The organism is Tamlana carrageenivorans (assembly GCF_002893765.1).
Classification (GTDB): domain Bacteria; phylum Bacteroidota; class Bacteroidia; order Flavobacteriales; family Flavobacteriaceae; genus Pseudotamlana; species Pseudotamlana carrageenivorans.
The window spans coordinates 838,829-850,335 of sequence record NZ_CP025938.1 but is presented as its reverse complement, the minus strand read 5'-3'; the positions used below and the strand labels follow the sequence as shown (position 1 = coordinate 850,335).

At 36.5% G+C, this 11,507-nt stretch carries 11 protein-coding genes; 5 read left to right on the top strand and 6 right to left on the bottom strand.

What is annotated here, in order from left to right; genetic code table 11:
* Positions 1-66 precede the first annotated feature (66 nt).
* A complete protein-coding gene (locus C1A40_RS04000; RefSeq protein ID WP_102994769.1) occupies positions 67-882 on the top strand; it encodes a UbiA prenyltransferase family protein in 816 nt (271 codons plus the stop codon).
* A 242-nt stretch (positions 883-1,124) separates the two neighbouring features.
* Here C1A40_RS04000 and C1A40_RS03990 read toward each other — a convergent pair whose 3' ends face one another.
* From C1A40_RS03990 to C1A40_RS03975, 4 genes are all read right to left on the bottom strand, one after another.
* Entirely contained in the window at positions 1,125-1,676 is a 552-nt protein-coding gene (locus tag C1A40_RS03990; RefSeq protein ID WP_102994767.1) for a sigma-70 family RNA polymerase sigma factor, read from the bottom strand.
* Between the two features lie 47 nt (positions 1,677-1,723).
* Positions 1,724-3,763 carry a M3 family metallopeptidase gene (locus C1A40_RS03985; RefSeq protein ID WP_102994766.1) on the bottom strand — a complete coding sequence of 680 codons (2,040 nt, stop codon included), beginning with the start codon at positions 3,761-3,763 and terminating at the stop codon, positions 1,724-1,726.
* 162 nt (positions 3,764-3,925) lie between these two features.
* Positions 3,926-4,405: a 5-(carboxyamino)imidazole ribonucleotide mutase gene (purE, locus tag C1A40_RS03980; protein ID WP_067147288.1), complete on the bottom strand. Its 480-nt coding sequence runs from the start codon at positions 4,403-4,405 to the stop codon at positions 3,926-3,928.
* Positions 4,406-4,407: 2 nt separating this feature from the next.
* Positions 4,408-5,562: a 5-(carboxyamino)imidazole ribonucleotide synthase gene (locus C1A40_RS03975; protein ID WP_102994765.1), complete on the bottom strand. Its 1,155-nt coding sequence runs from the start codon at positions 5,560-5,562 to the stop codon at positions 4,408-4,410.
* A gap of 141 nt (positions 5,563-5,703) precedes the next feature.
* Between C1A40_RS03975 and C1A40_RS03970 the strand changes: the two genes are divergently transcribed.
* The 3 genes from C1A40_RS03970 (at position 5,704) to C1A40_RS03960 (ending at position 8,735) form a co-directional block, all read left to right on the top strand.
* Positions 5,704-6,813 (top strand): adenylate kinase, encoded by a 1,110-nt coding sequence (locus C1A40_RS03970; protein ID WP_102994764.1) that lies wholly within the window; start codon positions 5,704-5,706, stop codon positions 6,811-6,813.
* 180 nt (positions 6,814-6,993) lie between these two features.
* Entirely contained in the window at positions 6,994-7,989 is a 996-nt protein-coding gene (obgE, locus tag C1A40_RS03965) for a GTPase ObgE (RefSeq protein WP_102994763.1), read from the top strand.
* Between the two features lie 221 nt (positions 7,990-8,210).
* A complete protein-coding gene (locus tag C1A40_RS03960; RefSeq protein ID WP_102994762.1) occupies positions 8,211-8,735 on the top strand; it encodes a DUF4136 domain-containing protein in 525 nt (174 codons plus the stop codon).
* Positions 8,736-8,960: 225 nt separating this feature from the next.
* On the opposite strand, the gene C1A40_RS03955 is transcribed toward C1A40_RS03960, so the two are convergent.
* Positions 8,961-10,130, bottom strand: a complete 1,170-nt coding sequence (locus tag C1A40_RS03955; protein WP_102994761.1) for an IS4 family transposase — start codon at positions 10,128-10,130, stop codon at positions 8,961-8,963.
* A 126-nt stretch (positions 10,131-10,256) separates the two neighbouring features.
* Here C1A40_RS03955 and C1A40_RS03950 point away from each other — a divergent pair, with 126 nt between their 5' ends.
* The gene (locus tag C1A40_RS03950) at positions 10,257-10,979 is read left to right on the top strand and encodes an SDR family oxidoreductase (RefSeq protein ID WP_102994760.1); all 723 of its coding nucleotides are present in this window, start codon (positions 10,257-10,259) and stop codon (positions 10,977-10,979) included.
* Between the two features lie 9 nt (positions 10,980-10,988).
* Here C1A40_RS03950 and C1A40_RS03945 read toward each other — a convergent pair whose 3' ends face one another.
* Positions 10,989-11,489, bottom strand: coding sequence for a TlpA family protein disulfide reductase (locus C1A40_RS03945; RefSeq protein ID WP_102994759.1), 501 nt, complete (start codon positions 11,487-11,489; stop codon positions 10,989-10,991).
* Positions 11,490-11,507: the final 18 nt, after the last annotated feature.

Genomic DNA, 11,507 nt, shown 5'->3' with positions numbered 1-11,507 from the left:
ATTGCGAAAAATAGAAAGTTTTTAAACAAAAGAATTCTTTAACACCGGATTGGTTACATTTGTGTTATGAAATTATCAAAGAAGCTTTTAGAGTTTTATGTTAATAGTAGTATTCACGTGGCTTTAGCGGTGTGCGCGCTCGTAGGAGTTACTATGGTGGAGTTGGGTTTAGAGACTGATAACGTAATCCTTTGCTATGTTTTTTTTGCTACCATTTCGGGTTATAATTTTGTTAAATTTTTTGGTGTAGCAAAGTTTCACTACCAACGCTTAACAAAGTGGCTTAAAATGATATACATTTTCTCTTTTTTTAGCTTTTTATTGATGTGTTTTTACGGGGTTCAGTTGCAGGTTAAAACTTTAGTGGTTCTTGGAGGTTTTGCGGTACTAACTTTTTTATATGCCATCCCTTTTTTGAAAGATGGTTCAAAAAGTTTGAGACATGTTGAAGGACTGAAAGTATATATTATCGCTTTGGTTTGGATGGGGGTTACCGTGTTTTTGCCTGTTATAGAAGCTGGTATGGAGATGACGACTAACGTCATTCTCATGGGGATTCAGCGGTTTGCGTATGTTTTGGTGCTTATGCTGCCTTTTGAAATACGCGATTTAAGATATGATCCTAAGGAGTTAAAGACTATTCCTCAGAAAATTGGAGTAAAGAAAACGAAGCAACTTGGGTTGTTTCTTTTGGTTTTTATACTACTGTTGGAATGTTTAAAAGTAGATTTAGATTGCTCTAAACTATTAGTTTTAATTATAATATCGGTAGTAACGGCTGGTTTTGTATGGAAGGCTGAATTGAATCAAGGAAGATATTACTCCGCTTTTTGGGTGGAAGCCCTACCCATTTTATGGTTGCTGATGTTGCTGCTCTTTTAAAGCTTTATCGATGGTTTCTCGCATGGCTTCCTTGCAATCATGGTCCAGGCATTTCACTTTCGATTTTTTAATAAATTTAGTGAGCTTTGAATTGGTTATTGTGTGTTGTCTACACGTTTTACAATACATCACGTGCAGGTTAAGTTTAAGTTTATCCGATAGTGAAGCTTCTCTATATTGGACTTTGTCACAAATTTGACACACTTCTTCGCAAGGTGCAAAAACCCTTATCTTACTCTTCATTATAACCAATTTTCTTTTAAACAATCTGCCATAGCGGTTCGTGCTCTATGAATGATAACCCATAGGTTAGACGCTGTAATATTCAGTTCATTACAGATGGTTTCTGTTTCGTAGTTTAAAATGGTTTTCATTTTAAAAACGTCGGCTTGTTTTTTAGGAAGCTTACTTAAACAGTTGTGAATGGCATCCCCGAGCTCTGAATTTTCCAGGGCATCTTCTGCGGTTTTATCGAAGGGGTCGGCCACGCGTTCCTCTAGCCAGTCGCCCTCACCATCAGTATCTTTGTAATGCATTCGCACTTCGGCCTTGCCTTTATTCGAATTTATTTTTCGGTAATGATCTATAATTTTTCGCTTTAAAATGGAGATGAGCCAAGTACGCTCACTAGCTTCCCCTTTAAAGTTTTTCATGGCTTTTAAAGCCGCTAAAAAAGTGTCCTGAACCAAATCTTGAGCCATTTCTCTATCACTTACACGCGCAATGGTGTAATTGAATAAGTAATCGGAATACAAATCGATCCACTTATTGGGGTTAATTTGATGATCAGGCATTGTTGAACAGTTTTAGTGTGTCAAAAGTAAGTGAAAAAAATGGAATTCTAATTAGTAATTAACCCAGCACGCCTCAACAAAGCCTCCGGTTTTGGTTCCTGACCTCTAAAACGTTTGTAAAGAACCATTGGGTTTTCTGTTCCACCTTGGGACAATACGTTATCTTGGAATTTTTTAGCCACCGTTTTATTGAAAATCCCTGTTTCTTTAAAATATTCGAAAGCATCAGCATCTAAAACCTCGGCCCATTTATAGCTGTAATATCCAGAGGAATAGCCACCTTGAAAAATGTGTGAAAAGGCCGTGCTCATACAGTTTTCTTCCACTTCAGGGTAAAGGGTTGTGTTTTTAAAGGCTTCTTTTTCATGTGCTTTTACATTGGTGATACCTGACGGATCAATACCATGCCAGCTCATATCTAATAAACCAAAACTTAGCTGACGTAAGGTTTGCATGCCTTCGTGAAAAGCAGCTGAAGCTTTAATTTTTTCAATCAAATCCATTGGGATTACTTCACCAGTTTCATAGTGGGTTGCAAATAATTCTAAGGCCTCTTTTTCATAACACCAGTTTTCTAAAACCTGACTTGGTAATTCAACAAAATCCCAATACACGCTGGTTCCAGAAATACTCGGGTAGGTGGTATTGGCGAGCATGCCATGTAAGGCATGACCAAACTCGTGAAACAATGTGGTAACTTCATTGAAAGTTAAAAGCGATGGTTTGCTTTTTGTAGGTTTGGTGAAATTACAAACTATAGAAATATGAGGTCTGCTATTTTCGCCATCTTTGATGTATTGCGGTTTAAAAGAAGTCATCCAAGCGCCGTTACGTTTTCCTGGTCTTGGGAAAAAATCGGCGTAAAAAATAGACACTAAATTGCCATTTATATCGGTAACCTTGTAAGTTAATACATCGTTGTGGTATTTATCGATATCGTAAATTTCTTCAAAATTAAGATCGAATAATTTGTTGGCAATGGTAAAGGCGCCGTTGATAACGTTTTCTAGTTTGAAGTAAGGTTTAAGTAATTCATCATCCAAACTGAATAATTTTTGCTTCAGTTTTTCAGAATAATAAGCCCCATCCCATTTTTCTAAATGATCGATGTTATCTAAATCTTTAGCAAAATTTTCAAGGTTTTTAAATTCTTTTTCCGCCGCAGGCTTCGCTTTTTCTAAAAGCTCATTCAAAAAGGTTTTTACGGTTTCTGGTGTTTCTGCCATGCGTTCTTCCAGTACAAAATCCGCGTGAGTTTCATAACCTAAAAGCTTGGCACGCTGGTGTCGTAATTTTACAATTTGAAGCACGTTGTCTTGGTTGTCTAAGGCATCACCTTTAAAGGCTTTGGCTCCGGCCTCCAGGGCTAATTTTTTTCTTAGCTCGCGGTTGTCGGCATAGGTAAGGAAGGGAATGTAACTCGGGTAATCTAAAGTGAACATCCAGCCTTCTTTATCTTTCGATTCTGCAAGTTGTTTTGCGGCTTCAACCGTGCCTTCTGGTAATCCCGATAAATCGGCTTCATCGGTAATAAGCATTTCAAACTTATTGGTTTCAGCCAGTACATTTTCTCCAAATTTAAGTTTTAAAGCGCTTAATTTTTTGTCGATGTCTCGAAGTTGTTGTTTCTTATCTTCCGCAAGGTTGGCCCCATTTCTGGAAAAACCTTTGTATTTTTTTTCTAAAAGCGTGTGTTGTTCTACGGTAAGTTTTAAGTCATCGTTAGCTTCATAAACGGCTTTAACACGTTTAAATAGGGCTTCATTTAAGGTAATATCGTTACTGAATTCCGAAAGCAGTGGCGATACCTCTTGAGCTATTTTCTGAATGGTTTCATTCGTTTCAGCCGAATTTAAATTAAAAAAGATACTCGATAAGCGATCTAAAGTTTCTCCCGAAAAGTCTAAGGCTTCAATCGTGTTTTCAAAAGTTGGAACCTCGCTGTTGTTGGCAATGCTATCAATCTCTCTTTTAGCACTTTTAATAGCTTCTTTAAATGCAGGAAGGAAATCTTCATTTTTAATTTTTGAGAAAGGAGCGGTGTTATATTTAGTGTTATACGGAGTATTTAATGATTTGTTTAGCATTTTTTTAATTTAAGTGTTAAATATTTAATTTTGCTATGTGTGCATAATAAAATTTTCGTACTTTTGAAACCATAATTGCAGAGTGACTAACTCAATAGAATTATTTGTTAATAGCTGAAAAGCCCTGAATTAATTTTCGGGGCTTTTTTCATTAACAGATATTTATAAGTCTTTTGCAGATTCATGGACCTTTACTTTAAGGCCTTCTTTGTACATGACAATTTTATCGAGCACACATTTATCGCTGGCACCAATAATTTGAGCCGCTAAGATACCTGCGTTTTTAGCGCCGTTTAGGGCTACTGTAGCCACAGGAACACCACCAGGCATTTGTAAAATGGATAAAACAGAGTCCCACCCATCAATAGAGTTACTACTTTTTACAGGCACACCAATAACTGGAAGTGGTGATAGTGAAGCAATCATACCAGGAAGGTGTGCTGCACCGCCTGCGCCAGCTACAATTACCGAAAAACCTCTAGTATGAGCATTTTTTCCATAATCGAATAATTTTTCTGGGGTACGGTGAGCCGAAACAATATCGACTTCCACTTCAATATCAAATCCTTTTAAGATGTCTATTGCATCTTGCATAACAGGAAGGTCACTTTTACTTCCCATAATAACGCCTACTTTGCTCATATCTATTCGCTTATTACTTTAATACTATTTTTAACTTGTTCTGCAACGCGTCGTGCTTCATTTAAATCTTCGTTCACGATGGTCACGTGCCCCATTTTTCTAAAAGGTCGCGTTTGTTTTTTGCCGTATATGTGTGGGGTTACACCATCCATTTTCATAATGGTTTCGATGTTTTCATAAATCACATTTCCAGAATATCCTTCAGCACCTACGAGGTTTACCATAACACCACCAACTTTGTTATCGGTACGACCCAAAGGTAAGTCTAAAATAGCTCTAATATGTTGCTCGAACTGCGAAGTGTAACTGGCCTCAATAGTTTGGTGACCAGAATTGTGAGGTCTTGGTGCCACTTCATTAATTAAAATCTCGTCGTCTTGGGTTTGAAACATTTCTACAGCCAATAAACCAACATGATTAAAAGCTTGCGAGGTGCGTAAAGCAACATCTTCTGCTTTTTTAGCAATCTCGTCTGGAATTCTAGCCGGACAAATAACATATTCCACTTGGTTGGCTTCAGGATGGAATTCCATTTCTACAACAGGATAAGTTTTTATCTCACCCGAAGCACTTCGTGAAACGATTACCGATAATTCATTTTTAAAAGGTACTAACGATTCAGCAATGCATTCTACATTAGGTAAGTCTGTTAAGTCGTCAGCCGATTTCACGATTTTCACTCCCGTACCATCATATCCAAATTGCGCCGATTTCCAAACAAAAGGCAGTGTTAATCCCCCGTTATTTAAAGCTTCTTTGATTTCAGAAGTATAAGCAAAACGTGTAAAGGGTGCCGTTGGTAAATCATGATCCACATAAAACAACTTTTGTGTGGCTTTGTTTTGTATGGTTCTTAAGGTTTTAGAACTCGGATAAACTTTTACGCCTTCCTTTTCTAAAGCTTCAAGAGCATCTACATTAATATTTTCAATTTCAAAAGTTAAAACATCCACTTGCTTTCCGAAGTTATAAACCGCATTGTAGTCCATTAAATCGCCAAGCTGAAATTGATCGCAAGCAATCTTGCAAGGCGCTTCGTTACTAGCGTCTAAAACGGCGGTGTAAATGTCGAATTTGCGTGTGTTGTAAAGGAGCATTTTACCAAGTTGGCCGCCACCTAAAATACCAAGTTTAAAGTCTGATGAAAAATAATTCATTAATGTGTTTTTTTACTAAATAAAAATTTGGATAGGCAAAAATACGTTTAAATCTTAAAATACTTCCTAAAATCCTAAATCAAAAAATGGTTATTGCTCAATCTATTGATTATCTTTGCCTCTTTAAAAAATATTTAAATTTTGATAAAGCTACACGACAAGTTTTTTAAGCCCTTTATTTCAGCCAAACAAATTGATGAGGCCATGGCACGGTTGGCTAGAGAAATAGCAAACGATGTAGGTGATGAAATCCCCGTTTTTATTGGGATTTTAAACGGATCGTTTATGGTGGTTAGTGATTTCGTTAAGAAATACCCGAACCCTTGCGAGGTGACTTTTATAAAGTTAGCTTCTTATGAAGGGGTGAAATCTACCGAAGACATTCAGCGTTTAATAGGCTTAACACAAGACTTAACAGGACGTACGGTAATTATTCTTGAAGACATTATTGATACAGGAAATACCCTAGCTGAGGTGCACCGTATTTTTAAAAATGAAAATGTAAAATCTTTAAAAATAGCCACGCTATTCTACAAGCCTGAGGCCTATAAGAAGGATTTTAAATTGCATTACGTCGGTATTGAAATTCCTAATAAATTTATTGTAGGCTATGGTTTAGACTATGATGGCCTTGGAAGAAATTTACCAGAAGTATATCAAATAAAACAAACTCAACATATGACAAACTTAGTGTTATTTGGCCCTCCAGGTGCCGGAAAAGGAACGCAAGCAGAATTTTTAAAAGAAAAATATAATTTAGTACACATTTCTACAGGCGATGTTTTTAGATTTAATATTAAAAACAAAACGGCTTTAGGGATGTTAGCAAAATCATACATTGATAAAGGTGAGTTGGTTCCAGACCAAGTAACTATTGATATGCTTAACGCAGAAGTTGAAAAAAATGCCGATGCTAATGGCTTTATTTTCGACGGATTTCCACGTACTAATGCACAAGCTGAGGCTTTAGACAAATTAATGGATTCTAAAGATTCGCAAATTAATGCGATGATTGCTCTAGAAGTTGAAGATGAAATTTTGGTTAAGCGTCTTATCGGAAGAGGAAAAACGAGCGGAAGAGCCGATGATGCCGATGAATCTATCATTAGAAATAGAATAAAAGAGTATTACGATAAAACAGCGATTTTAAAAGATTACTATTCAGCTCAAAATAAATATTTTGGTGTTGATGGCGTTGGTAGTATCGAAGATATTACGGTACGTTTAAGTGCTGCAATCGACAAATTATAAATTCCTAATCATCCGATAGCTATCGGAAAGGAATCTCATAACCAAAAACTATAGCTTTGAGATTAAAGTTATAGTTTTTGTGTTTTATATTTAAACAATAAATTTTTCGCTTTCGCGGAAAAAACAAAAGTTAGAGTGCACAAACTTTTAACTTTTAACTCATAACTTTAACTTATAATCATGACTGAAGGGAATTTTGTAGACTACGTAAAAATGTATGTGTCTTCCGGAAACGGCGGTAAAGGTTCTTCGCATTTACATCGCGAAAAGTATATTGCTAAAGGTGGTCCCGACGGTGGTGATGGCGGTCGTGGAGGCCATGTTATTGTTAGGGGGAATCCAAATTTATGGACGCTTCTTCATTTAAAGTTTAAAAAGCATTTTCGCGCTGGCCATGGTGAACACGGTAGTAGTGGTAGAAGTTTTGGTGGTGATGGCGAAGATGTATACATCGATGTGCCTTTGGGAACTGTAATTCGCGATACCGAAACCAATGAAATCCTTTTTGAAATTACCAAAGAAGGTGAAGAACATATTTTGGCTGAAGGCGGAAAAGGGGGGTTAGGAAACTGGCATTTTAAGTCGTCTACCAATCAAACGCCTCGTTACGCACAACCAGGCTTACCGATGGAAGAAAGGTATGTGACCATGGAGTTGAAAGTTTTAGCCGATGTGGGCTTAGTAGGTTTTCCTAATGCCGGAAAATCGACTTTACTTTCGGTAGTCACTTCAGCAAAACCTAAAATTGCCGATTACGAGTTTACTACCCTGAAACCTAATTTGGGTATTGTTAAATATCGTGATTTTCAAACTTTCGTTATGGCCGATATCCCAGGAATAATCGAAGGAGCAGCCGAAGGACGCGGTTTAGGTCATTATTTTTTACGCCATATTGAGCGAAATTCTATACTACTGTTTTTAATTCCAGCCGATGCTGAAGATATTAGAAAGCAGTATGATATTCTGTTAGACGAACTACGTCGCTACAATCCTGAAATGTTAGACAAAGAGCGCATCATTGCCATCTCCAAAAGTGATATGCTAGATAGCGAGCTTAAAGCTGAAATGAAAGCGGAATTGGATAACGAATTACCCGTGCCTTATTATTTTATTTCTGCTGTAGCCCAACAAGGGATTACCGAGCTTAAAGATGTGCTTTGGAAGCTGCTTAATTAAACTTGTCCAGGTTATATTGAGGAAAGAGAAAAGTTCTGCTTGGTAGGTTATATTGAAAAACTATTGTTCGGGATATTCCAAAGACTGATAAATTAGAATCTTATTTTAGTTAAAGTGAGACAATAAGTCACATTTAATTTTCAATTAGGTTATTTTTTGCATTTTTTCTTCAAAATTCATTTCGCAAAATTTCACTAACTTTATCTCTAAAACAAGTAAAAATGCGATGGCTTTCAATCATTTTATTGGCGTTCTTTTTAGTAGCATGCGCTCCCATAAAAGTGCAATACGATTACGATAAAAATGTCGATTTTTCAACCTATAAAACCTATCAGTATTTTGCCGATATGGATACCGGTTTAAGTACTTTCGATACTAAGCGATTATTAGACGCTATCGATTTAAAAATACAAACATTAGGGTTTAAAATTTCTGAAACCCCAGATTTCTATATCGATATTAAATCGAAAGCCTTTCAGACGAATCAACATAGTAGTGTTGGCGTCGGACTAGGAGGCGGTGGAGGTCATGTTGGTGGCGGACTCTCAGTTGGCATTCCCATAGGATCTTCTCAAACCAATGCCGAGCTTACTATCCATTTTGTAGATCATGGTAAAAACCAACTCTTCTGGCAAGCTATAAGCACCTTTAGTTTCAATGCCAATCAAACCCCAGATCAAAAGGAAGCTCAATTTAAGACTCTCGTTGAAAAAGTTCTAGCTGAATATCCACCCAAAGGATTATAGACTTGATGCTTTTGGCTTGATGTTGAATACGATATGCGCCAAACAAATACGCGATGGCGATCAATAAATGACCTATAATTATTTTAATTTGTGTCATGAGGAGATAAATGCTGTAAGCTATTATGTAATAGTCTTCATAGTAAATTATCAATCCTGTCCTAAACATTTTTGATCTAATCAAAAGTCAACGATTTTACTGGTAATTAGCCATGTTTTTTATCTTTTTCAAAAAAGAACCCCTTGTGTATAATTTTGTTTGGGGGGAGGCTGCTCGTTAAAAGGGCTGTCAATCCATTTTTGCAAATCCACTTTGACAAAAAGGTTAAGTCTTATAAAAGCTACTAAATTGGACAAGTACCAATTATATTTTGGATTTGCTTTTAAGGCTTTTAGGATGAGTATAGTAATAAGAGCCGTCCATATTTGTATCATTACGGCATTTTCAGAAGTTCCTATAAACGATTTAATATGTAGCTGTTGTTTGATGTCTCTAAAGAATATCTCAATATCCCATCTAGCTTTGTAGAGTTGGCTAATTGTGTTTGCTGTCCAAGACATTTGGTTGGTAATAAGTTCTATTTCCTGGTTATTTTTATCGTCCCATACAGCTATTCTACGTAGCTTCTTTGGGTATTTTGTTTTTGATTTAGCCCCTGTTAGCTCAATGATTTCATCTTTTAAAACATGATGATGTCTATTTTCTGGCAATTCTTTTTCTTTAATACTCTTAAATTGGATGTTTTCTTTGTGCCTAATTACAAAAAACACTTGGTTGCTGTCCCAAACGTTAAGTAACGAAAAATCATTATAAAATCGATCTGCGACAATAACCGAACGGCTAATCAAAGGAATATCGTAAGCTCCTTTATTATCTGCTGTTTTACCATCGCTAATATTTACATAGTGCGGTAAATTACCATCATAATCAAGCAAGGTGTGCATTTTTACAGCTCCTTTGTGGGTTTTGTATTTTGCCCAATCAAAGAGACTTAAACATAGACTTATCGTTGTAGAATCTAATAGAAATATCTTGGATTTAATTTTGAATTTAACACGTTTTAAGTGAGGGTGCTGTCCAAAACTTTTTAAAAGAACATAGTAGTAATCTCGATAAAGCGTCCAGTCTCGATGTTTGTTTTGATAGCTTATCGTTGATTTAGAAGGTGCTTTCTGTATGCCTAAATGATTAAGGTTTCCTGTGGCAGAGCGAAGTCCATTACTTATATCTCGGACGGATTGACTTTTTGCAAATTGACAAAACAACATGGAGACTAAATGTGTCCAACTATTAAATCCTTTTTGATGTTTATCTGTTCCCTTGGCTTTTACAAGTTTAGAAAAACTAGAACGGTCTAATTTGGAGATTATCTGAGAGAACAATGTTATATTTGTCATGGAGAAAGGTTGTTTTTTGTTGTGCAACTCAAAAATAATATTTTGAGATACAAAATCCCTTTCTCTTTTTAAGCGTTTTGGACGCTATTGGTAAATTATAAATAATCAATAAAAAATAAACGCATCATGAACGAATTAAAAGATAAAGTGGCCTTAATTACAGGAGGTACAAAAGGAATAGGTTTAGGTATTGCTCAAGCGTTGTTAAGCCAAGGGATTCATGTGGCTATAACCAGTAGAAGTGCTAAAGCTGCTGAAGAAACTGCCAAGCAATTAAATTCTAGCGCCACCAAGGCTAGGGCTATAGGTGTTAAAGCCGATGTTCGCGATTTTGAAAGTCAGCAAAATGCGGTGCGTTTAGTATTAAGTGAATTTAAACAATTGGATTTTGTAATTGCGAACGCTGGTTTAGGGCATTTTGCAAGTATCGAGGAATTAACTTTAGAACAGTGGCAGGACACCATTGATACCAATTTAACAGGTGCTTTTTATACCATAAAAGCCAGCGTTGAGGCCTTGAAAAAATCTAAAGGCTATTATATTTCAATTTCTAGTTTAGCTGGAGCGAACTTTTTTGCCAAAGGCGCGGCTTACAATGCTAGTAAGTTTGGCTTAACCGGCTTTACACAAGCTGTCATGTTAGATTTAAGACAACACGGTGTGAAAGTGAGTACCATTATGCCAGGATCGGTTTCTACGCATTTCAATGGTAATGAGCCCGATTCTAGCGACGATTGGAAAATTCAAATTGAAGATATTGGTGAGTTGGTTGTCGATTTGCTAAAAATGAATCCGCGTGCCTTACCTAGTAAAGTTGAAGTGCGCCCTACGATGCCGCCATCAAAATAAAATAAAGAATTACCCTGGATTGTGTTGGGCAATTAAATTGGAAATGACCTCCTCGGTTAATTCATGGCCTGGTAAGCTTGGCCAGCCTTCCCAAACTACAATGCCTTCTGGGTTTACTATAATACAATGTGGTATACCTTGAATTTCAAGTTTGTTATACATGCGTCGTTTGGTATCTACAGCACTGTGATATTCGATGTTAATGGCGGGATTGTTTTTAACTTTTTCAATCGGCTCATCACTTAAACCAATAACCACCAAGTCCTTTTTAAATTGCTCTTGAAAACGGTTTAGTTCGGGAATGACTTTTCTGCAAGGCATACACCACGTCGCCCAAAAATCAATCAACAGAAATTTGTTCTTCACCTCAGGAGATTCCGAAATCCATCGTTCAACCACTAGTTTTGGAGCCTTTTGGTTGATTACAGATTTTGCCCAAAGTTGTTTGTGTTGTGCATGAGATATATAAAAGCTTAAACTTAGAGTTAATAGTAGTAGTGTTTTTTTCATCTTGACATATTGGATTGC

What these genes read in the sequence shown, in the direction of transcription:
- C1A40_RS03955 (WP_102994761.1), bottom strand. Translation starts at nt 10,130, where the DNA reads ATGACAAATATAACATTGTTCTCTCAGATAATCTCCAAATTAGACCGT.
- C1A40_RS03945 (WP_102994759.1), bottom strand. Translation starts at nt 11,489, where the DNA reads ATGAAAAAAACACTACTACTATTAACTCTAAGTTTAAGCTTTTATATA.
- C1A40_RS03985 (WP_102994766.1), bottom strand. Translation starts at nt 3,763, where the DNA reads ATGCTAAACAAATCATTAAATACTCCGTATAACACTAAATATAACACC.
- obgE (WP_102994763.1), top strand. Translation starts at nt 6,994, where the DNA reads ATGACTGAAGGGAATTTTGTAGACTACGTAAAAATGTATGTGTCTTCC.
- C1A40_RS03975 (WP_102994765.1), bottom strand. Translation starts at nt 5,562, where the DNA reads ATGAATTATTTTTCATCAGACTTTAAACTTGGTATTTTAGGTGGCGGC.
- C1A40_RS03960 (WP_102994762.1), top strand. Translation starts at nt 8,211, where the DNA reads ATGCGATGGCTTTCAATCATTTTATTGGCGTTCTTTTTAGTAGCATGC.
- C1A40_RS04000 (WP_102994769.1), top strand. Translation starts at nt 67, where the DNA reads ATGAAATTATCAAAGAAGCTTTTAGAGTTTTATGTTAATAGTAGTATT.
- purE (WP_067147288.1), bottom strand. Translation starts at nt 4,405, where the DNA reads ATGAGCAAAGTAGGCGTTATTATGGGAAGTAAAAGTGACCTTCCTGTT.
- C1A40_RS03990 (WP_102994767.1), bottom strand. Translation starts at nt 1,676, where the DNA reads ATGCCTGATCATCAAATTAACCCCAATAAGTGGATCGATTTGTATTCC.
- C1A40_RS03950 (WP_102994760.1), top strand. Translation starts at nt 10,257, where the DNA reads ATGAACGAATTAAAAGATAAAGTGGCCTTAATTACAGGAGGTACAAAA.